Raw genomic sequence first — 21,100 nt, forward strand, 5'->3', positions numbered from 1 at the left:
TCTATAACATAATGAATTGTCATAAAGTTACGTTTTTTTATAGGGAATGGCTACTGCTTTTGCGTTTTTTAATTGTTTTTAGTGATCATTGCTCACCTTCTGGTTCGCAAAAGGAGGCATTAGCGCTGAATGTCATAGGTTCACCCGTATATGGGTGTTTGATCGTAAGCTCTGCGGCGTGGAGTAATAATCGCGGTGCTAAGGATTTGGCCAGTGGATCGGCGTAAAAGCCATCGCCTAGGATAGGATGGCCGAGTGCCATCATATGTACTCTGAGTTGGTGTGAGCGCCCAGTAATCGGCTTGAGTTTAACCAGCGTCGAGCGCTTGGCGCGGCTTAACACTTCAAAATGGGTCAATGATGGCTTGCCAATGTCGTGGTCAACTTTCTGTTTTGGGCGATTGGGCCAGTCGCAGATCAGCGGATAATCTACGCTACCTGTATCGTTTTTGACATGGCCAGCGACTCTGGCGAGATAGGTTTTGCTGGTTTCTCTATCATGAAACTGGCGTTTTAATTCGCGTTCGGCGCTACGAATGAGCGCAACCACTATTACACCTGAGGTCGCCATATCAAGGCGATGGACGATTTGGCAATGCGGATGCTCAGCTTTTACTCGGGCGTACACACTGTCGTAATGGGCGGGATCGCGACCAGGCACTGATAACAACCCCGAAGGCTTGTTGACGACGATAATGTCTTTATCTTGGTAAAGCACATCGAGCCAGGGAGTTGTTGGTGGTTGGTAAATAAAATCAGTCATAATCGCGCCTATTCAATAATGCGCGGCAAAGATACTCCGCTAGGCTCTGGGGTGCAAGTTTGTTGTCTCTCCTCCTTATCTCGCCTCGCTTTAATCCAGCGAAAAATGATTTGCAGATAGAGCTGGATTTGAGTTTTTGTTATACTCGTCACCTTTTTCGTTATTGTTCATTTTGAGCCTGTGAAGTATGAGCCAGCCAGAGATTTACACCCCTGAGACACTTTCTCACGTTAATAACCGTCTAGAGTTATTGGCGCCAGCAAAAAATGCTGATTATGGTATTGAAGCCATTCGCCATGGTGCCGATGCGGTTTATATCGGTGGTCCAGCATTTGGGGCGCGTGCGACGGCGGGTAACAGTGTGGAAGATATCGCTCGCCTATGTGCTTTTGCACACAAGTATCATGCGCAAGTGTTTGTCGCCCTCAATACGATTCTGATGGACGATGAGCTCGAAACCGCAGAAAAACTGATTTGGGATGTGTATAACGCGGGCGCCGATGCGCTGATTGTGCAGGATATGGGGGTTTTACAGCTTAACCTGCCGCCGATTGCGCTGCACGCCAGTACGCAAATGGACAACCGTAATCCCGAAAAAGTTGCCTTCTTAGAGCAAGTGGGATTCTCGCAGGTGGTACTGGCGCGCGAGTTGGGCTTAAGCCAAATCCGTGAGGTTGCGGCTCATACCAATATGCAGATTGAGTTCTTTATCCACGGCGCCCTGTGTGTGGCCTACAGTGGATTATGTAACTTAAGCCATGCCTTTAGTAATCGCAGTGCTAACCGCGGCGAATGTTCGCAAATGTGTCGTCTGCCGGGCAATCTTAAGACCCGCCAAGGGGATGTGTTGGCGCAAAACGAGCACTTACTCTCATTAAAAGATAATAACCAAACCGATAACCTCGAAGCTTTGATTGATGCCGGTGTTCGCTCCTTCAAAATTGAGGGGCGTTTAAAAGATTTAAGTTATGTAAAAAACGTGACTGCTCATTATCGCCAAAAACTCGATGCCATTATGGCGCGTCGCCCTGAGTTTGTGGCTTCATCCCATGGCCGTACTGAGCATACGTTTACCCCAGATCCCGAAAAAACCTTTAATCGTGGCAGCACCGACTATTTTGTCCATGAGCGTAGCCAAGGGATTAAAGATTTTCGCTCGCCCAAATATATTGGCCAAGATGTGGGTAAAGTGGTTGCTCTTGGTAAGGATTTTATTCAAGTCAGTTCAACCCACGAATTTAATAACGGTGATGGGTTAGCGTATTTTCCACCCAATTATGCGATGGCAAAGCAGTCCGACGACAAGTTGCAAGGTTTACGGGTAAACCGCGCCGAAGGCCATAAGCTGCATGTGTTACAAGTTCCACGGGATTTACGTGTTGGTATGACTTTATACCGTAACCATAATCAGGCATTTGAAGCCTTGTTAGCGAAAGAGTCGGCCAAGCGAATTATCGGCGTAGATATGCGTTTAACCGATACCGCCAGGGGCGTAGCGCTGACTTTAACCGATATCTACGGCCTCAGTGCTACGGTTGAGTTGGAAGTTGAAAAGACGCCCGCCACCGACGCTGAAAAAACCTTGCAGACGATTCGTACACAATTATCGAAGCTTGGCAGTACCGATTTTACGGCGCGCCAGATTAGTATCGAAACTGCTCAGCCTTGGTTCCTGCCTGCTTCAACCCTTAACGGCCTGCGCCGTGATGCGGTAGCTGCATTAGAACTTGCCCGTGTTGAAGGTTACCAACGGCCAAAACCTTGGAAATATAACCAAGATGCTGTGTATCCATTCAAACACTTAAGTTACTTAGGTAACGTGGCAAACGAAAAGGCGAAGGATTTTTATCAACGCCATGGCGTGATTGAAATTCAGGATACCTACGAGAAAAACGGCGTGACTGAAGACGTGCCTTTGATGGTGACTAAGCACTGCCTGAGATTTAACTTTAACCTTTGTCCTAAGGAAGTGCCGGGAATTAAGGCCGATCCTATGGTGCTCGAAATCGGTAACGATGTACTTAAGTTAGTATTTGATTGCCCTAAGTGCGAGATGCTGGTTGTCGGTGAAAACCGTCAGGTTCGCGGCCAAAAAGCGCTTTAATTAACGCCTTCATAGTAAGGGAGCATTGAGCATTCAATGCTCCCTTTTTTATTGTTTTTCAGCTGCTCAGCTTTCTCATTGTTGCCTATGAGTTACTGAAAGGATACTTTATTGAAAAATTTTAATAATAAAGGATGTCAGCATGGGACTATTAGATGGGTTGCTCGGAAATGCTTCTGAGGTGAATTTACAGGAGCTGGCCGAAGAGCTGCGCCCAATCATGGGCATTCAGGAAGAATTAAAGCTGGCCTATAAAGTGGTCCGTGATCTGTTTGTATTTACCAATAAGCGCTTGATCTTAATTGATAAGCAAGGGCTTACGGGCCAAAAGACCAGCTATCACTCCGTGCCCTATAAATCCATCACCCATTTTGAAGTGGAAACCACAGGCCATTTCGATATGGATGCCGAGCTAAGAATTTGGATTTCAGGTCGAAGTGAACCACTGGTAAAAGAGCTTAAGCGCGGCACCGATGTGGTCGGGATCCAAAAGACTATCGCCACTTTCGCACTATAGGTTTGAAAATATAGGAAATAAATACATGGACGTAAAAGCATTTCGGTTGGGTAAAATATTATTTTGCACTGGTTTTTTAGGTGTTATTTCTATTATTCCATTCGTTTCGACGTTACTAGAATCCCATTCTGCTCAGCTAGAGATCCCGATATCTCTGTTGATTTTGTTAATGGTTATGCAGTCATCATTTATGCTGGTCTTAATGATATTTTTTGGGGTAATTTTTTCTCAAAAAGTTGGTTTATTTGCGCCTGTCTTTGAGGTTTGTGCAGAGGGCGGAAATATTTACCATGCGTTGAAACCTCAATTTATTCCAGCTTTAATTGGTGGTGTTTTAGGGGGATTATTTCTTTTATGCTTTATGGCGGTAGTGGTTGGCAACCTACCTCAAGATTTTATTCAAGCGGGGGAGAGCTTAACACCGCCTTGGTATGCGAAAGTTATTTATGGCGGCATTACTGAAGAAATTCTTATTCGATGGGGATTAATGTCATTTATTACTTGGTGTTGCTATCGATTAACGCAAGCCAAAGAGACTGAAGTTAAACCATATAATTATGTGTTCGCCATTGTGTTATCAGCTTTTCTCTTTGGTATTGGACACCTTCCAGTTGCTTTTACGCTTACGTCAGAGGTTAATTCTGCCTTAATTTTCTATATTATTTTCGGCAATGCTGGATTTGGGATTGTCGCTGGCTATTTGTACTGGAAGCGAGGTTTAGAATGTGCAATGCTGGCTCACATCATTGCACATTTAATTATCATTAGTTTTCAATAAAACTAATTAATTCACTCTTATCGTATTCGATTCAGTAGTGTGTTCTATCGGTTTTCCGCTCATAGTGTAGGTTTCTGATAGTGTGATTCTACCTTGCTCATCATATTGATTATGGATGCCGACCCAAAATTGCTCTTCTCCTTGGAAGTGTAGGTTACCCTCCTCAGCGATTTGGCTGTTGGGGTGATAGCGCTTCATGGCGTAGAGTTGGCTATCTGGGTCAAATTTTAAATGATAAGAGAGAATAGGAGCGGGTTGTTTTGCTTGCTGCCAGGTTGTGGTGTCTGCTCCAGTTGAAGTCACTTCTGTAAGATTCAAGTGAGTTTTATCAGCACCAGCTTGAATTGTTGCAGTTTGTTCCTGTGTATCCTCTGCGCCATCAAAATAATGGCGGCTTTCATTGAGCTTACCATCGTCGCTGAGCCACGCTTCACGATACAGTTGCCCTTGAGGCGTAAATCGTTGCCAATGGCCGACATCAAGGTAATCACCATCGATATAGGTGATAAAACCCGTTTCGATGAGTTTGCCTTGTTCAGAAAAGGATTTTGAGCTGTATCGTTCCCCTTCTAAGCGAGTCAACAACCAACGAATTGTCCCATCTTGATAGTATTCTATCCGAGTATCAGGAGTGCCTTCTTGATAGTATTGCCTTTGATTATTCTCAAGATGATAGCCGCAGCGAGTATTTGAGTGGCTCTCAAAGGATTCAAGGATGCCCTGCTTGTTGTAGGCGCTACTTTGTTTGAGATAACCCTGTCCCTCTCGAACGACATATTCTGTAATAGTGCGGATGGTGCCATCTTCATAAAACCAGCGTGCTGTGCCATCACGATTGCCTTGGGTATGGGGCAAATACATTTGAATTTGTTGGTTTTCATAGTATTCAATAAAAGGCGCGATCGAGAGATTATGTCGATATTGACCTTCGGCAGATAGGACACCGCTTTCATAGTAACTGCGAAATAATCCTTCTCTTAAGCCCTTTTCAAGGTAGATTTCAAGGGCGAGTTGGCCATTTTCATGGTACCAAGTGGCAAGGCCCTGCTCATGGCCATTTTCAAAGGGAATGCACTGTTCTAACTGCCCATTGGGATACCATTGTTCACTGTTGCCATGGGCGATACCGTTACTAAAATTGAGCTGTTTTGCAAGCACGCCATTGGGGTGCCATTCTTGTCGCAGGCCTTCATTTACTCCCTGTGAATTGAGTTGTACTCGCCACGCGAGTTGGCCATCTTCATAGTAAGTTTCAATGCGTTTGCCCACCTGATTGAAGTGGACTTCTTGCTTCAGATTGCCATTGGGATGATACCAAAGTTCGTTAACAGGCTTACCCATATCATGGGTTAATTCGGCTTGCAGCTTGCCATCTTCATAGTACATATACTCAATTCCGTGGATGTGATTTGCCACCATTGGGCGCGTCAGCCACAGATTGCCAGATTCATAATAGCGTTTTAACTGATTGATATAATTGCCTTCGCTATCCTTTTCTGCTGTTTCCTTTATCTGGCCATTACTATGGTAGTAGGTGAGTAACATACCATCGAGCTGGCGTTCTTCGACTTGATTGATTTTTCCTTCATGGTCGTACCAAGTTTGGCGGCCAAGTTGTTGGTCATTAACGAAATGCCCCTCAAATTGCAGTACACCTAAGGCATTGAGCTGGCGCGTTATCCCGTTGCGCTCACCAAAGTAATTGCAATCTACCGCCTGAGTGATGTTAGGGGATAGGGTGATTATCCTCAGCAGCGAGCGCCCTTGCTCGGTATGAATTTGATGTAAAGTACGCTGCAATTTCCCTGTGAGGCTGGAGAAATCTTGCATATCGCCTTGAACGGTATGAGCTGAGTCGATAATAAAATGGCAAGTCACTAAATCTTGTTGGTTATAGAGTTCAACTTGCCATAGTGTTTGCTGGGCATTATTGGGATGAGGGAGCAGACTACAGGTTTTATCTTTGCCTAGATAAAAATATTGCCCAGGTCCATTGACCTCAATGCTGTCAAACTGAGTATCGTGAAAAGTACAGGACTCATGTTTATGTTCCCAGCCAAGGAGTTCAATGGTTTGCGGGTTATCAAAATAATATCGATTTATCGCTGCCTGAGTATCCACTCGATTGGCTTGCGCCGGAGTGGCCTGGATGGCAAGGCTAAAATAAGGCTTAAACGAGGAGGCTGCTTGAGTGGCTTGCGGCCGAGCTGCTTGAGATGGAATGTCTTGCTGGACGCCGCGTTTTTCTTTGGTATTAAACAACTTTGCTTTAAATGCGTTCAACAACGACATAGGTCAACATCTCCAAATCCATATGATACAACTAACTTATCTGGTAAATTTCTTAAGTCAAATAGGCCTATGATAACGGGTTATACTTTGGTTTCTCAATAGATTATCTTGCCCTTAAGTCGAGATCTGGATTCATGATGCTACAAAATTTTTATCAGTCACTCCCAAGTGATCTTTCACAAGAAGTGTTTGAAACCCTTGCCGGAAATGGCAATGTGAAGATTGAGCGCATTATCTCCAAAGGCCATTCAACCCCTGAGGGTGATTGGTACGATCAAACACAATATGAATGGGTGATGTTGCTCAAAGGAGAGGCGCAACTCGAATTTGAGCAAGGTAGATTGTTAACACTTAAACCAGGAGATTATCTCACCATCGCGCCCCATGAAAAACACCGCGTCGCTTCGACTTGTATACAGGGCGAAACCCTATGGCTGGCGGTATTTTATGATGCGTGAGGTCTAGCTGTTTTGCCATTGCCAACTGGGTGTATTGAGCAAATCCTGACCTAAGATTTGAGTTTGCCCTAGGGTTTTATCCAGAGCCAAAGTATTACATTCCTCAAACTGACTTAAGGCATTGATTAATCGATTAGCGTGTGACACTACCCATAATTGACATACCTCGGACGCCTTAGCGATAAGTCTCGCTAATGCGGGTAATAAATCAGGATGCAGGCTTGTTTCGGGTTCGTTTAACACCATGAGTTCCGGTGGTCTTGGAGTCAACAGGGCGGCAATTAACAGTAAATATCTCAGTGTGCCATCGGATAACTCGCTCGCATGCAGTGGTCTTAATAAACCTTGCTGATGAAATTCAAGTTGTAGGATCCCGCCCGCTTGAGGCGTGATACGAACCTTCGCTCCCGGAAAGGCATCGCTCACCGCATGGTCAAAAGCGCTCTTATCGCCAATTTCAAAAATAGTTTGTATAGCAGAGGGAAGATCCCGGCCATCATGGTGTAGCACGGGCGTTGCTGTGCCAAGTTGAGGGCGGCGGGCCGGAGCCTCGGCATCGGTTCTAAAATGATCATAAAAACGCCAAGCACGAATGCTATCCCTTAGCGTTAACACTTCAGGGCTGCGTTCTGGATCAGCAAGTTCGGTAAACATACTGTCACCGGTTTGCAGGTGTGCGCTTAGTGTTATCCAGCCTTGGCCATCTTGGCTGCGACTTTTCACCATAGGGCCGCGGCGCTCGACTAAGACGCTTGCTGGACGGTATTTTGCACCATTCCAAATCGCCTCTCGTTTGATTTGGGGATCTAAGCCAAAGAGGGTCGTCGAGTCGGGTTTGGGCAGGCCAAGTTCAATCAGATAACTAAAATCTTCGCCCGCAAAGCCTAGCTTTAGGCGTTTTGGCGCTTGCCTTACGGTCGCTTCGATGGGGGTATCACCTGCTAACATGCCCTTGGTCAGATTCTCAGGTCCAGCCCAAAAACAGGAATCTAAGCCGCCCTCTTGTGCTAAAGCATTGACTACTCCACCCTGCGCCGTTTGCGCTAATAGACGTAATGCTTTGTATAAATTAGATTTGCCACTACCGTTAGCGCCAGTGACGACATTAAGTCGGCCCAGGGGTAAGACGACTTCCCTTAAGGTGCGGTAGTTAGAGATGGCAAGTGTGGTTAGCATGGTTATCCTGTTAGGTTTCCCATCATCCTCGAGTAAGCTGTCTTGGAGCTGTTATCTAAGTACCAGTTATGCGGTGATGGATTTAGATTAATACTTGATTTAACACTCGTTGCCAGTTGCCGCCCATAAAGCGGTCGCGGTCGGTTGATTTAAATCGGGCCTTGGCTAGGGCATCATCAATCCGACTCATGCGTTCGATATGGTTTAACTCAGGGATCACTACATGCCTTGGTTCAGCATCAAAGCCTAATACTTTTTTGGCCCTTAGGCTGTACCACCAATCCTGATATTCCTTAATGCCTTGGGCATTATCGTTATTCAGGGCTAACAGATTTTCTTGACCTCGCAGCGGAAAATCGTTGGCGATGGCCACACAATCAACTCCACCTATACGTGCAACATATTCTAACTGACGAATATAGTCATTGATCGTTGGGACGGCCTTATTGGTGAGCCAAAAGCTCATCATAAAGACACCAAAAACACCGCCTGAATTAGCAATAGCACGGATCACTTCATCTGGGCTACAACGGGCATGTTTAACGATCCCGCGCGCCGCGCCATGGCTTTGAACGATTGGCGCGCGGCTCAGTTTAGCCACATCTAATGCGGTCTGGGCGCTTGAGTGGCTCACATCGATTAATATATTGGCTTGGTTGAGTTTTGCGATAAGCGCTCGCCCATGATTCGTCAGCGGTTTATTGAGCCCGCCATTGGCATCATTATCTAGCGCTCCGCCCGCAAAGGTATTGCCATAATGGTGAGTGAGTTGCAGTGCGCGTAGGCCTTGGCGATGAAACGCATCAACATATGCCCATTGGTTGGCATCACTATCATCTTCAACACAGTCCGCACCTTGGATTTGAAAGAAAACTGCCGTGCGATTGCTCTCCCTCGCAAGCTGGATATCGCGTCCTGTTAAGCCTTGTAAGAGGATATCGGGATGCTCGCTCACCCGTTTTGCTGCTTGCTGGATGCTGTCCAGGCAGGCTTTGTAGGTTCGCTTGTAGTTTAAGGTGCCGTCGGCTTGTTCAATGGTTTCAATGGCGGAGATATCACACAGAAAGGCATCGAGGCCTGAGGCGAGAACATCGGCTAAATCATCGGGCAAAAAGGATAAACCATCGATATATAAGCGCCGTGCACGTGGCGGGAGGGGCGCGGCAAGACTAGAGAAACTGGCAAAAGGGCTTAATGCACTGGCGGCGCTCAATCCAGTAACTGCACTGAGGCCTTTGAGCAGAGTTCGGCGACGGTGATTGATAGCCTTCATGGACGTGCACTCTCCTTTAGATTAAGCTCATTTGTACTTCTTTATACCCTGTTAAAGCATAGAAGTCTTTGATTAAATCCCTCTTTTGTCGATTTAACCCGCAGATTGATTTAGGGTTTTACCGCATCAATCATTGCCTTAGCTAAGGCATGTAAGCCGTTGGTTCGTGAGGGACTTAATTGGCCCTCTAGTCCTAATTGTTTGAAATAGGCGGAAGGGTCGAAGGCAAGTATTTCGTCGCTCTGTTTGCCGTGACAGGCACTCAATAGTAAACCGATTAACCCCTTCACGATGCGCGCATCACTATCGGCCAGAAAATAATGCTTACCGTCTTGCTCTAGATGGTACAGCCAGGCATCACTCTCGCAGCCCTTCACTTGAGCAGACTCAAGGCGAAATTCATCCGCTAAAGTGGGTAAGGTTTTACCTAGTAACATGATTTGGCGATATCTTTCCTGCCAGTTTGGCGCCTGCTCAAACCGTGCTAGTAATGTCGCTGCATCCTCAACCTGATAAGCAAAATCGGTTGCTGGAGGCATGATTGGCAATGTCATGGGGAACTATCCTCTTTTTATCTGTTTTGCTGATGGCTTTAAGGATAAACCTTAGAGTAGCAATTCTTTAACTGAGGCCAAGGCGGCAATAAAGCGGTCGATATCGGTTTTATTGGTGTAGATACCAATCGATGCGCGGCAACAACCTTTAAGGTTAAGGGTTTGCATTAAGGGCATGGCGCAGTGATGGCCGCAGCGAACTGCAACGCCTTGTTGATCTAATAAAATGCCCACATCCTGATGATGTTCATCGGCAAGGTTAAAAGCGACTGCGCCAATATTATCGCGATGTGCGCCATACACACGCACATCGCCAAGGGCGCGCAGTTGGTTTTGCAAATACTGAAGCAGTTCAGCTTCATGGGCTTTAACCTCTGACGTGAGGTGTTGTTGCAAAAAGCGTATAGCGGCGCCAAGGCCAATCACTGCACTGATCGGCGGTGTGCCAGCCTCTAAGCGATTAGGCAAACTGCCAAATTCGGTGCCATCAAAACTGACGCGTTTGATCATTTCGCCGCCCGTAAGTAGCGGTGTAAGGGTATCGAGTATCTCGAAACGGCCATAAAGCACGCCAATGCCCGTCGGGCCGTACATCTTGTGGCCAGAAAACACATAAAAATCACAATCGATGGCGGCCATATCAACACTTAAATGTGCCACGGCCTGTGCGCCATCGACTAAGGTGAGTGCCCCTTGGGATTTTGCTTGGCGAACTAACTCCACCACCGGATTTACCGTACCTAAGGCGTTGGATACATGGCACAGGGCGACAACCTTGGGTTTCAGTTCCAGCAAGGCTTGGTAGGCATTTAGATCAAGTCGGCAATCTTGAGTCAGCGGAATAGGTTTAATGATAGCGCCAGTGCGTTTTGCCAATTCTTGCCACGGAACAATGTTGGCGTGGTGGGCGGCGCTGTCGATCAAAATCAGATCGCCAGATTTAAGTTGTGGCGTTAAGCCAAACGCGACTAAGTTGATGGACTCAGTAGTACCGTGGGTGAAAATGATTTCTTCACGGCGTTTGGCATTGATAAATACCTGCAATTGATCGCGCACGTTCTCGTAGCTAGAAGTGGCGCGCGCCGACAACTGGTGCGCCGCACGGTGCACATTGGCATTGTCGTATTGGTAATACTGTGCCATTGCCTCTAACACACTCTGCGGCTTTTGGCTGGTGGCCGCAGTATCAAGATAACACAGGGGATAATCGCCCAACATTTGCGAGAGGGTGGGAAATTGCGCGCGGATTTGGCTATGGCTATCGGGCAATAGCGTGTCGGTCGAGGTTGAGTGTGTCATCTAGGGCTTAACGCAATAAAAAGGCGTTGGGATCTTCGGATATCTTCCCGTCGAATGCAAGTTTTCACAGGCGTTTATGGCATCCCAACGCTTATTTTCCCACTCTCTTATTATGGCGGTTTAGCTTAACCAAGATTCAGTCTCAAATTTCTCCTTATGCTTAAGTCGTAGACTCAAACGTTAAGTTTGCAGATTGCCACTATTTTTGTTTAGTCATGCTTGCTCGTCACTGCAAAGCGAAAAACTCCGACTATGCTAAATAAAGACAAATAAGACATTGGCAGTTGGAGTAGCATCCTTATGCTTGGCTTCTTAAGAGATTTACAGATCAGATATAAAATGGGCAGTTTAATCGGCATTATGCTGCTACTGATTCTGTTATTAGCAGGATTTAGCTTGCTTAAAATGAAGCGGGTTGCCGATGAAATTCACACAATTGCATTAGAAAACATACCATTAGTGAAATTATCGAATGAAGTTACTATCTTGCAGCTTGAGAGTTCGATTAGCCTTGAGAAGGCTTTCAGAGCCTCTGAGATACCCGTTTCAGCGCAGGAGCGATTAATTGACGGCTTTATTGGAGAAGTTATTCAACATAAAGAGCGGATTAATAATGAGTTGATGTCGACCCAAACCATGCTCAATGAGGCGCTAGCATATCCCCAATCTTCAGAGTTACGAGATAAAACACAACAGTTAACTCAAGAAATTACCAATATTATTCGAGTTTATCGAGATTACGATCTAAAGCTTGCCACCGTGGTCGCCGCAATCCAGCAACGCACTAATCCTGCGGCATTGGTGCAACAGGTGAATGAACTTGAACAAACCCAAGGTGAATTTAATACCCAGCTAAGCCAGTTTGCGTTGCGTTTAGAGCAAATGACACAAACAGCAGTCACTGTTACCGAGAACGAAGAGCAAGACGCCATTTACGGCTTGATAGTTATTTCTTCTATCGCTTTGATTTTAGGTTTAGTTATCGGAATCGCCTTTAGTCAGTACATAGTACGTTCGATTATGCGCCTGCGTAATGCAGCAGCCATGATGGAGTCGGGAAACTTTAGCCGAGAATTAACAGTAGAATCGAAAGATGAACTGGGCGAGCTGACTATTAGTATGAATCAAATGGCCCTAACCCTCAGTAAAACCGTTGGGCAAGTGATTGGTCGCAGTGAAGAAATCGCATCTATGGTTACAGAGCTTAATGCTGTAGCTGAAAATAACCGTAAAGCGATACTTAGTCAGCAGGAAGATACAGATCAAGTTGCCACCTCCATGACCCAAATGGCGGCGACAATTACTGAAGTTGCTAGCAGCGCCGAGAGTGCATCCTACTCCTCTGGACAAGCGGAAAGCCGAGTGAAAGAAAGCTGTGCCGTTGTTGACGCGAGTGAGAAAATTACTCAGCAATTAGTGGTTAGCGCCCAGCAGTCCAGTCAGCTTATTCAGCAGTTACAGGCAAGTACAGGTAAAATCTTAAACTTTGTGTCTGTGGTTGATGCAATAGCAGGGCAGACCAATCTGCTTGCTTTAAATGCCTCAATCGAGGCGGCAAGAGCGGGTGAGCAAGGTCGAGGGTTTGCCGTGGTTGCCGATGAGGTTCGTGCATTGGCAACTCGCAGCCAAACAGCCACACAGGAAATCAGTGAACTTATCCAAACCTTAGTACTTGATGCAAAATCTGCTGTGGATTCATTTGGTAAAAATGAATTACAAATCAAGGATTCATCTCTATTAGTTAACCAAATCAAACAAAACTTGCTTGAAATTTCGGATGCATTAACTCAGTTATCACAGGCTAATGCACAAGTGGCTACCGCGAGTGAGGAACAAGCTGTCACGGCTGAGGATATTAGTGAACGGATCAATACCATACGGGATTCAGGTGAGTCTGTGCTTAGCAGCGCTTTTGAAACGGCTAAAGCTAGTGAGTCACTCTCCCAACAGGCAAATTCATTACGTGAAGCGATGCTGCAATTTAAGGTGCGCACAGTCTAGGGATTTAGCACTATCGCTATCAATTTGTTTAGTAAAATAAAAATGCCCAGCGCTTAGGCTCTGGGCATTTTTATTGTGCATTTTTGGATAACTGGCTGAAGCTTAACGGCGATTAATTAGTTAACGCGATTAAGGCTTAACACGATTCGGGCGGTTATCTGCGCGATGTGAGTGCTGTTTCGGCTCATTCGAAGCCGGTTTTACACTGTGTGGATTGCGGCCTTTGGGCTGCTCTTGGCGGCGTCCATCATTGTTTGATTTGTCGCTTCGTTCTGCATGGCTACGTTGCTGTGCACCTGAATGCGGTTTCGCTTTTGCATTGTTCCCCGCCGTTGCACTGTTAGTTGTGCCGCCATCGCGCTGAGGATGCTTACTCTTTGGTTTTGGCGAGCGTGCAACTGCTGCCTCGGTATTATGATGTTCATTGCTGTTGCGTGATGGCGTGCTGTGCTTATCGTGGCAGCCATCTCGAACGCTTGATGTTTGAGACACATCACGGCCAGAACCAGATCGTGGGGCAGGTTTTCCTGCACTGCGGTGTTTACGCTGGCTTGCCACGGCTTTTACTTTATGATTTTTGCCTTGGGGAGTGAGCGTTGTTTCGGGCAGCGCATGCACTGGGCCAAAACCTGCAACTTCTTGGCGCTCGAGCACGCGGTTAATTAATCGCTCAATATCTTTAAGCAGTTTAATTTCTTCGCTGCAGACTAATGAAACGGCTTGGCCTGTGGCGCCAGCACGGCCGGTACGGCCAATGCGATGCACATAATCTTCAGGCACGTTAGGTAAATCAAAGTTAACAACTTGCGGTAACTGATCGATATCTAAACCGCGGGCGGCAATATCGGTCGCAACCAATACGCGAACTTCACCGCTCTTAAAGTCGGCGAGGGCTTTAGTGCGCGCACCTTGGCTTTTATTACCGTGGATCGCGGCAGCGCTAATGTCGGCTTGGATAAGGCTCTTCGCGAGTCGGTTTGCGCCATGTTTAGTACGCGAAAACACTAACACTTGCTGCCAGTTTTCCTGTTTGATGAGTTGGATCAGCAGGGCTGATTTTTGCGTTTTATCAACGGGGCAAATCCATTGCTTAACCGTCGTTGCGGCGGCATTGCGCGGCGTGACGGAAATCTCAACCGGATGATTGACTAACCCTTTTGCAAGCTCACGGATCTCATCGGAGAAGGTGGCTGAAAACATCAGGTTTTGTCGCTTAGCGGGTAAGAGTGCAAGGATTTTTTTGATATCACGGATAAAGCCCATATCCAACATACGATCCGCTTCGTCGAGCACTAAGATCTCAAGTTGATTAAACTTCACCGCATTTTGTTGCACAAGATCTAATAGTCGCCCTGGTGTGGCAACTAACACATCAACACCATGACGTAATTTATTGATTTGCGGGTTGATAGGCACGCCACCAAAGACCACCGCGGAACGCAGTGGTAGATATTTACCATAGGTTTCAACACTTTCGCCAACTTGTGCCGCCAGTTCCCTCGTAGGAGTTAAGACTAAGGCGCGAGTTTGTCCTGACTTGGCTTTTTGGCCTTTAGCGAGTAATTCCAGTAATGGCAGCGTAAAACCTGCGGTTTTTCCTGTCCCCGTTTGGGCCGCAGCCATGACGTCTTTGCCCGTTAGTACAGCTGGAATTGCTTGCACTTGGATGGGAGATGGCGTGTCATAGCCCTGTTCGGATACGGCTTTTTGGAGTGGTGCGGATAAACCTAAGGCGGAAAAACTCATTAATGGATCTCTTGTGGCAACATCGCATCGTTGCTTTGGTATAGCCTGAACGGCGGGCGTGCAGCTTACATTAACAGGGGCCTCAGTGCTACGACTGAAAGCATTTTGTTGTATAAAGGCATAAAAATCCTATTTCATTAGTGGCTAATTTATCGACCTATCAGTATCTTGTTCAGTATTTAGCGAAAGATCACGTTTATGTTAATTTGATTGCTTATAAGTAGTTCAACTTGAGGTAAAATTAACAAGATTCCTCAATAGGTTGCCAAAGTGTTGGCCAGACATATTCATAAACGGGATATGTAAAGATTCGCGGGATGTTTTTCCGTTTGCAGGTTGAATTCTGCACCATTGCATTCTTAAGATAGTTCTGCTCAGGAATATTAACGCCTCATGGCGGGTGGATTATGACAGCAATACAGCATATTGAACGCCTTGCACGTGGGCGAAGTGAGCAGGCCGTGGCTGTGATTAAAAACGTGCAGCAGATGTCGAATATTCCCATGCAGGAGATGCAGTTAGCACTCAAGCAATTATTTCAGTGTGGCCGCGTTGCACTGCATTTCCATCCCGACAGAATCGACAGCCGAGGTCTAACAGTCGCTGAAGGGCTTCTACGTGATGGGCAATACCGTAGTCAGTTCGAGACCCATATTTCCAATGGGCAGTTATCGCCTGAGCTTGGAGGACCAAGGGATCATTGGGAAAATCAGCTGTTTGGCGATGTGTATAAAGGAACCAAATCCCGCCCTAAGTATGGCGCTTTAGATTTAGGTATGTGGCAGGATGGCCCCGCCCCGCGTTTTGGCAGTTGTTATCTGCTCACCCACTCACAATTGCTCACGCGTTCGACCTTTACTTACCTTGATTCTTACCGTAATCCTAAGGAAAAGGGGACATTATCTTGTTTTGATGATGTGCTAGCGGCACTGCTGACCGAGAGTTTTGAGCGCCACTATGCCTTGGGTAAAGCGGACTTTAAGCCTCTAAATGTGATCCATTATTTGGCGCATCAGCTTAATTCGTCATTGCTTGCCCGCTTTGAACGCCCGATGTCGACAAATCTTGATCATTATATCGAAGCGCAAATTCACGGTGACGTGTCACTCGATGAAGATATTGCCATGCTGGTGGCCGATCCGAGTTTTAAAGGGACTGAAATCGGGGCAACGTTAACTAAGTTGTGCGACCGTTACGATATTGAGCTGCAATACCATAATGGTTTTAGCCTGCATACGGCACAGATCCCTAGCGATTTCCGTGGACCCACTATGCCATCTCTGGCCGAACGTATTGCGATTGACGACAGCGTCGATGCTTATGCCATTGGGGTTGCTGCACGGGATTTATATCATTCACCACAACACTGGCGAGATCGAGGTAATCGTGCTCAAGTAGCCCATGAACTCAAGCTACTTTGGCATGTGTTAGTCAAATACGGTGGTATTCAGCCTTAGCGCGGAAATAGGGTCACTAAATATGGCGACTTGCGCACTATTGACGTTTTGATTGGGCCCAAAACGTCAACAAGCCTCAGTCATTAGCAACCTGTGTCAACCTTAGTATAGGTCGGAACACCTGTTGTCTCCCATTTATAGTCTATATAACAATTAGTTGCAGATACCTCTGCTTGAGTAGGGGTCGCCAGATTTAACTTTTGCTTTGTGGTTGCAATGACTTGATAGGTGCCGTTGGATGTATAAATACGGTAGGACCAATCATTCACGCTTAAGCCTGCGGCATTAAAAATTTCAGGTGGTGTTGTGTAGCCCGCACTAGGTGCTGTGCCACTACTGCTTGCGGCCCAAGGTTGGTAATTCTCGCCCCTAATACCATCAAAAACCACACGATTAGTCGTACCTGTGTTGGCGATTTCTGATTTTGCCTTGAATAAGGTGACCGCAGACTTCATTGATGCCAATGCACCCGACAACTGACTTTTGTACGCATCAGACTGTAAATTAACAAATTTGGGGGCAGCCACTACAGCCAAAATGCCCAAAATAATAATCACAACAACAAGTTCTATTAACGTGAAACCGGAATGTTTGTTTGTCATTGCTATCTAACTCCTTGAAAATTATTCCTATCTTATCCAACAATTTCGCTAATGACCAGTTAGCTAATATTTTAGTCTTTATCCTCGTTAAATAGGGTTATCCCTAATCAACAAAGATTTTTAAGTTTGATAATATTTGGGGGTGTGAATACGTGGTTCTAGGTAAGTGTTTATAGGCGTGAAGTATTTATCTGTGTGAGCTAAATCTGAATTTATTGATCATCATCGCATTTTCGTGAATCTTTTAGCAAAAGATACGTCCAAGGTTTCATCTGTTGGGGATGCCTGCGATACTGCGTCCCTATCGAACCTTTTCGCTTATTGCAAGTCCTTGGCATTGATTGGTAAGCGTTAGATCGATTTCTACAATTTACTGCAGTGTTGGTTTTGTTGGAGCACCATGGATAAGTCGTTAGAAAAGTCCCTTCTTGTTTGGCTCAAGTCGCAAAAAAAGGCCTGTGGCTGGTTTCTTAAACTTTCGGTCTGGTGTGGAATATTAAGTGCTATTGCATTGATCGTGCAGGCTTATTTAATTGCCACTCTCCTCGATGGTGTGATTATTGGTAATGGATTGCTCGGATTCGGCGCCGATAGCGCTCAGACTGTTATCAGCGCGAGTGATTATCTGCCGCATTTTATGGCCTTGATTGGCTTAATGTTATTGCGAGCAATACTTGCCTATGGCCGCGAGCGTGCCAGTTTTGAAGCGGGTAGGCGTTTACGCCAACAGATCCGCAGTGTGGTAATGGATAAATTAACTCGGCTCGGCCCTGCGTTTATTAAAGGCAAACCCGCAGGCAGTTGGGCGAGCATAGTGTTAGAGCAAGTTGAAGATTTACAAGATTTTTATGCTCGTTATTTACCGCAAATGACGCTTGCTGGCGTGATCCCCTTATTGATCCTCATCGCCGTGTTTCCCATCAACTGGGCGGCGGGGCTGATTTTGCTGTTAACCGCGCCCCTTATCCCGCTGTTTATGATCCTTGTCGGTATGGGTGCTGCTGATGCCAATCGTAAAAATTTCAATGCGTTAGCCAGATTAAGTGGCCACTTTATGGATAGATTAAAAGGGCTCGCGACCTTAAAGCTATTCAATCGAGGCGATGCTGAGCTGAAGGTGATTGAAAAGGCATCGGAGGAGTTTCGCAGCCGAACCATGTCGGTGTTGCGTATGGCCTTTTTAAGCTCGGCGGTACTGGAATTTTTTGCCGCGGTGTCGATTGCTGTATTAGCGGTTTACTTTGGTTTTAGTTACTTAGGTCACCTCGATTTTGGCTACTATGGCGCGCACGCTCAAATTGGGCCTAATACCAATGAAGGTTTACCTTTTAGCCTGTTTGTCGGTTTGTTTATCCTTATTTTAGCGCCGGAGTTTTATCAGCCGTTAAGGGATATGGGCACTCACTACCATGCCAAAGCGCAGGCGATTGGTGCCGCGCAGGCTTTAATGACTCTGCTTGAGCATCCCGAGCCTCAGCCAACAGACTCAGTCGTTGGTGATACCAGACTTGAGAAGATTGAAAGCCTGATAGCTGAAGAACTTGAGGTCTTTAGCGTTGATGGCAGCCGCTTATTAGGGCCCATCAGTTTTGAATTGAAACAGGGGGAACATTTAGCCTTAGTCGGCCCAAGTGGCGCAGGCAAGACCAGTTTACTCAACGCGCTATTAGGATTTTTACCCTATCAAGGCAAGTTACTGATTAATGGTGTTGAGCTCTCCAGCATTGATCTTGCCTATTGGCGGCGCCAATTAGCGTGGCTTGGGCAAGAGCCACAGTTATTCCATGGCACAGTGCGGGAAAACGTAGCACTAGCCAATCCTAATATTACAGACGAGCAGGTGTGGCACTTGCTAGAGCAAGCCAATATCCATGAATTTGTGCGCATGCAACCCCTTGGTTTAGCGACAGCTATCGGTGAACAATCATCAACCCTATCGGTCGGGCAGGCACAACGTATAGCTCTGGCGCGGGCGCTAGCACAGGCGTCGCAGGTGTTTATCCTTGATGAACCCTCCGCGAGTTTAGACAGTGTTAGCGAGCAACTATTAACGCTCACCTTGAACCGTGCGATGGCGGGCAAGATGTGCATTATGGTGACCCATCGATTAGATCAGCTCGATCGGATGCAGTCCATCTTAGTCTTAGATAAGGGATTGATTGTCCAGCGAGGCGACTTTGCGACTCTTTCTATGCAGGCGGGTTTATTCCAAACCATGTTGCATGAAAATATCGAATCGGTGGCAGATATTGAGCTGGATACACCAATGCCTGATACTCGCATCGATATTGCGTTAGGGACAACAGAGGGAGGTGCACAATGAGAATACTCCTTCCTTTCATTCGTTTGTTCTCCCATCAATGGTTAATGATGGTTATTGGGCTGGTGCTTACCCTTACCACTTTGATGGCGGGGATTGGCTTATTGTCGTTGTCGGGTTGGTTTTTATCGGCGACGGCGGTGGCGGGATTAACGGTTATCGGCTCCCAATCCTTTAACTTTTTTACCCCCGCCGGTGGCGTGCGTTTCCTTTCTATCGCGCGTACAGCCAGTCGTTACGGTGAGCGTCTCGCGACCCATGAGGCGACCTTTAAATTACTGACTGAACTCAGAGTTTGGGCCTGGCGAAAACTCTTCCCTCTCAGCGCTAAAAATCTGCAAGGTTTGCGCCGTGCGGATATGCTCAACCGCCTCGTGGCGGATATCGATACGCTCGACCATCTGTATTTAAGGCTACTGACGCCGATGGCGGCTTCCTTGCTGATGACGGCGTTGTTATATCTATTCCTTGCATGGTTTGATGCCAAGCTAGCCTTAAGTTTATGCCTGTTTTTAGTGGTGATTTGGCTGCTGCTACCACTGTTGTTTTATCGTCTCGGGCATGCGCCTAGCCGCAATATGCTGGAGACTAAACGCCAATATCGAGTGCAGTTACTCGATATATTACAAGGCCAAGCGGAGCTGAGTTTATTTGGTGCAAACGCCAGATACAGACACAAGCTCGATGAGGCCGAGCAGGCGTTATTTGCTAGCCAAGGGGCGATGGCGAATATCACTGCCTTGAGCCAAGCCATGCTGATCCTGGCGACGGGCTCGGCACTCATCATGATGCTATTTTTAGCCGCCAATGGCGTGGGCGATGCCGTGCCTCCCGGCCCGATGTTTGCCTTGATGGTGTTTGCCACTATGGCCTGTGTGGAAATGATGATGCCGATTGCGGGCGCTTTCCAACATTTGTCCGGTTGTGTGCTGGCGGCAACGCGTATTAACGAAATCACCGAGCAAGAAAGTGATATTCGTTTTAGTACAGATACAGATCTTAAGGCGACCTCTGGTGGATTGCTGATCCGCGATATCCAATTTAGTTATAGCGAAAGCCAGCACGTGCTTCAGGGCTTATCCCTCGAGATAAAGCCGGGCCAAAAGGTGGCGCTATTGGGCTCCACTGGCTGCGGTAAATCCAGTTTATTGTCCTTAATTACCCGAGAGTGGCAGGCGCAAAGCGGTCAGATTTACCTTGATGGTCATCAATTGAGTGACTATAGCGAGGGCGCATTAAGATCGGCGATGACAGTCGTGAGCCAGCGGATCTATCTGTACGCGGGCACGCTGCGGGAGAATCTTGCCATTGCCTTGCCTGTGCCTGAAGGGCAAAAGCGTTCCGCCAATGATGCGCGTTTTATCCAAGTATTACAGCAGGTTGGTTTAGGTGAGTTACTCAAAGGCGACAAGCCATTAGATATGTGGATTGGTGAGGGCGGACGGCAATTATCGGGCGGCGAGCAGCGCCGTATCGGCGTGGCGAGAGCACTGCTAAGGGATGCGCCATTATTGCTGTTAGATGAACCAACCGAGGGTCTAGATAAGCGTACCGAGCGTGAAATTTTAAGCTTATTATTTGAATTTGCGAAAGATAAAACCCTGCTCATGATTAGCCACCGCTTAACGGCGATGGCCAAGATGGACCAAATTCACCTCCTTGCCGAGGGGCAAATTGTGGCATCGGGCGATCATCAGCAGTTACTTCAAACTTGTCCCGCCTATCAGGCGCTCTATCGTTGCTTAGCTTGAGGCTGGATG

Annotated in this window: 16 protein-coding genes; 8 read left to right on the forward strand and 8 right to left on the reverse strand. The window is 46.8% G+C overall.

Annotation, left to right across the window (positions count from 1 at the left end):
* Positions 1-85: 85 nt before the first annotated feature.
* Positions 86-763: a bifunctional tRNA pseudouridine(32) synthase/23S rRNA pseudouridine(746) synthase RluA gene (rluA, locus tag JM642_RS04305; protein ID WP_037427817.1), complete on the reverse strand. Its 678-nt coding sequence runs from the start codon at positions 761-763 to the stop codon at positions 86-88.
* A gap of 187 nt (positions 764-950) precedes the next feature.
* Here rluA and JM642_RS04310 point away from each other — a divergent pair, with 187 nt between their 5' ends.
* From JM642_RS04310 to JM642_RS04320, 3 genes are all read left to right on the forward strand, one after another.
* The gene (locus tag JM642_RS04310; protein WP_047539475.1) at positions 951-2,867 is read left to right on the forward strand and encodes a U32 family peptidase; all 1,917 of its coding nucleotides are present in this window, start codon (positions 951-953) and stop codon (positions 2,865-2,867) included.
* A gap of 142 nt (positions 2,868-3,009) precedes the next feature.
* Positions 3,010-3,384 (forward strand): PH domain-containing protein, encoded by a 375-nt coding sequence (locus JM642_RS04315; RefSeq protein ID WP_037421824.1) that lies wholly within the window; start codon positions 3,010-3,012, stop codon positions 3,382-3,384.
* Between the two features lie 25 nt (positions 3,385-3,409).
* Entirely contained in the window at positions 3,410-4,162 is a 753-nt protein-coding gene (locus JM642_RS04320) for a CPBP family glutamic-type intramembrane protease (RefSeq protein WP_203432933.1), read from the forward strand.
* Between the two features lie 6 nt (positions 4,163-4,168).
* Here the strand turns inward: JM642_RS04320 and JM642_RS04325 are convergent, their stop codons facing one another.
* Positions 4,169-6,454 carry a toxin-antitoxin system YwqK family antitoxin gene (locus JM642_RS04325; RefSeq protein WP_203432935.1) on the reverse strand — a complete coding sequence of 762 codons (2,286 nt, stop codon included), beginning with the start codon at positions 6,452-6,454 and terminating at the stop codon, positions 4,169-4,171.
* A gap of 137 nt (positions 6,455-6,591) precedes the next feature.
* Here JM642_RS04325 and JM642_RS04330 point away from each other — a divergent pair, with 137 nt between their 5' ends.
* Positions 6,592-6,912: a cupin domain-containing protein gene (locus tag JM642_RS04330; protein WP_055647738.1), complete on the forward strand. Its 321-nt coding sequence runs from the start codon at positions 6,592-6,594 to the stop codon at positions 6,910-6,912.
* 3 nt (positions 6,913-6,915) lie between these two features.
* On the opposite strand, the gene JM642_RS04335 is transcribed toward JM642_RS04330, so the two are convergent.
* From JM642_RS04335 to JM642_RS04350, 4 genes are all read right to left on the reverse strand, one after another.
* Positions 6,916-8,088, reverse strand: a complete 1,173-nt coding sequence (locus JM642_RS04335) for an AAA family ATPase (RefSeq protein WP_047533314.1) — start codon at positions 8,086-8,088, stop codon at positions 6,916-6,918.
* 82 nt (positions 8,089-8,170) lie between these two features.
* The gene (locus tag JM642_RS04340) at positions 8,171-9,361 is read right to left on the reverse strand and encodes a membrane dipeptidase (RefSeq protein WP_172587622.1); all 1,191 of its coding nucleotides are present in this window, start codon (positions 9,359-9,361) and stop codon (positions 8,171-8,173) included.
* Positions 9,362-9,471: 110 nt separating this feature from the next.
* Positions 9,472-9,915 carry a SufE family protein gene (locus tag JM642_RS04345; protein WP_203432937.1) on the reverse strand — a complete coding sequence of 148 codons (444 nt, stop codon included), beginning with the start codon at positions 9,913-9,915 and terminating at the stop codon, positions 9,472-9,474.
* 51 nt (positions 9,916-9,966) lie between these two features.
* Entirely contained in the window at positions 9,967-11,214 is a 1,248-nt protein-coding gene (locus JM642_RS04350) for a cysteine desulfurase (protein WP_203432939.1), read from the reverse strand.
* Positions 11,215-11,514: 300 nt separating this feature from the next.
* Between JM642_RS04350 and JM642_RS04355 the strand changes: the two genes are divergently transcribed.
* On the forward strand, positions 11,515-13,215 hold the full coding sequence (locus JM642_RS04355) for a methyl-accepting chemotaxis protein (RefSeq protein ID WP_144374948.1): 1,701 nt from the start codon (positions 11,515-11,517) through the stop codon (positions 13,213-13,215).
* Between the two features lie 129 nt (positions 13,216-13,344).
* On the opposite strand, the gene JM642_RS04360 is transcribed toward JM642_RS04355, so the two are convergent.
* Positions 13,345-14,961, reverse strand: a complete 1,617-nt coding sequence (locus tag JM642_RS04360; protein WP_203432941.1) for a DEAD/DEAH box helicase — start codon at positions 14,959-14,961, stop codon at positions 13,345-13,347.
* Positions 14,962-15,368: 407 nt separating this feature from the next.
* Between JM642_RS04360 and JM642_RS04365 the strand changes: the two genes are divergently transcribed.
* Positions 15,369-16,418 (forward strand): DUF3626 domain-containing protein, encoded by a 1,050-nt coding sequence (locus JM642_RS04365; protein WP_037421804.1) that lies wholly within the window; start codon positions 15,369-15,371, stop codon positions 16,416-16,418.
* A gap of 83 nt (positions 16,419-16,501) precedes the next feature.
* Here JM642_RS04365 and JM642_RS04370 read toward each other — a convergent pair whose 3' ends face one another.
* Positions 16,502-17,020: a type II secretion system protein gene (locus JM642_RS04370; protein ID WP_203432943.1), complete on the reverse strand. Its 519-nt coding sequence runs from the start codon at positions 17,018-17,020 to the stop codon at positions 16,502-16,504.
* A 400-nt stretch (positions 17,021-17,420) separates the two neighbouring features.
* Between JM642_RS04370 and cydD the strand changes: the two genes are divergently transcribed.
* Together cydD and cydC are read left to right on the forward strand one after the other, a co-directional pair.
* Positions 17,421-19,343: a cysteine/glutathione ABC transporter permease/ATP-binding protein CydD gene (gene cydD / locus JM642_RS04375; protein WP_203432945.1), complete on the forward strand. Its 1,923-nt coding sequence runs from the start codon at positions 17,421-17,423 to the stop codon at positions 19,341-19,343.
* Positions 19,340-21,091: a cysteine/glutathione ABC transporter ATP-binding protein/permease CydC gene (cydC, locus tag JM642_RS04380; RefSeq protein ID WP_203432947.1), complete on the forward strand. Its 1,752-nt coding sequence runs from the start codon at positions 19,340-19,342 to the stop codon at positions 21,089-21,091. The genes cydD and cydC overlap by 4 nt, the downstream gene beginning before the upstream one ends.
* The last annotated feature ends 9 nt before the right edge of the window (positions 21,092-21,100 follow it).

The sequence above is a fragment of the Shewanella sp. LZH-2 genome, assembly GCF_016859145.1.
Classification (GTDB): Bacteria; Pseudomonadota; Gammaproteobacteria; order Enterobacterales; family Shewanellaceae; genus Shewanella; species Shewanella xiamenensis.

What these genes read in the sequence shown, in the direction of transcription:
- JM642_RS04330 (WP_055647738.1), top strand. Translation starts at nt 6,592, where the DNA reads ATGCTACAAAATTTTTATCAGTCACTCCCAAGTGATCTTTCACAAGAA.
- JM642_RS04320 (WP_203432933.1), top strand. Translation starts at nt 3,410, where the DNA reads ATGGACGTAAAAGCATTTCGGTTGGGTAAAATATTATTTTGCACTGGT.
- JM642_RS04310 (WP_047539475.1), top strand. Translation starts at nt 951, where the DNA reads ATGAGCCAGCCAGAGATTTACACCCCTGAGACACTTTCTCACGTTAAT.
- JM642_RS04350 (WP_203432939.1), bottom strand. Translation starts at nt 11,214, where the DNA reads ATGACACACTCAACCTCGACCGACACGCTATTGCCCGATAGCCATAGC.
- JM642_RS04355 (WP_144374948.1), top strand. Translation starts at nt 11,515, where the DNA reads ATGCTTGGCTTCTTAAGAGATTTACAGATCAGATATAAAATGGGCAGT.
- JM642_RS04315 (WP_037421824.1), top strand. Translation starts at nt 3,010, where the DNA reads ATGGGACTATTAGATGGGTTGCTCGGAAATGCTTCTGAGGTGAATTTA.
- JM642_RS04345 (WP_203432937.1), bottom strand. Translation starts at nt 9,915, where the DNA reads ATGACATTGCCAATCATGCCTCCAGCAACCGATTTTGCTTATCAGGTT.
- JM642_RS04325 (WP_203432935.1), bottom strand. Translation starts at nt 6,454, where the DNA reads ATGTCGTTGTTGAACGCATTTAAAGCAAAGTTGTTTAATACCAAAGAA.
- JM642_RS04370 (WP_203432943.1), bottom strand. Translation starts at nt 17,020, where the DNA reads ATGACAAACAAACATTCCGGTTTCACGTTAATAGAACTTGTTGTTGTG.
- JM642_RS04335 (WP_047533314.1), bottom strand. Translation starts at nt 8,088, where the DNA reads ATGCTAACCACACTTGCCATCTCTAACTACCGCACCTTAAGGGAAGTC.
- JM642_RS04365 (WP_037421804.1), top strand. Translation starts at nt 15,369, where the DNA reads ATGACAGCAATACAGCATATTGAACGCCTTGCACGTGGGCGAAGTGAG.
- JM642_RS04360 (WP_203432941.1), bottom strand. Translation starts at nt 14,961, where the DNA reads ATGAGTTTTTCCGCCTTAGGTTTATCCGCACCACTCCAAAAAGCCGTA.
- cydD (WP_203432945.1), top strand. Translation starts at nt 17,421, where the DNA reads ATGGATAAGTCGTTAGAAAAGTCCCTTCTTGTTTGGCTCAAGTCGCAA.
- rluA (WP_037427817.1), bottom strand. Translation starts at nt 763, where the DNA reads ATGACTGATTTTATTTACCAACCACCAACAACTCCCTGGCTCGATGTG.
- cydC (WP_203432947.1), top strand. Translation starts at nt 19,340, where the DNA reads ATGAGAATACTCCTTCCTTTCATTCGTTTGTTCTCCCATCAATGGTTA.
- JM642_RS04340 (WP_172587622.1), bottom strand. Translation starts at nt 9,361, where the DNA reads ATGAAGGCTATCAATCACCGTCGCCGAACTCTGCTCAAAGGCCTCAGT.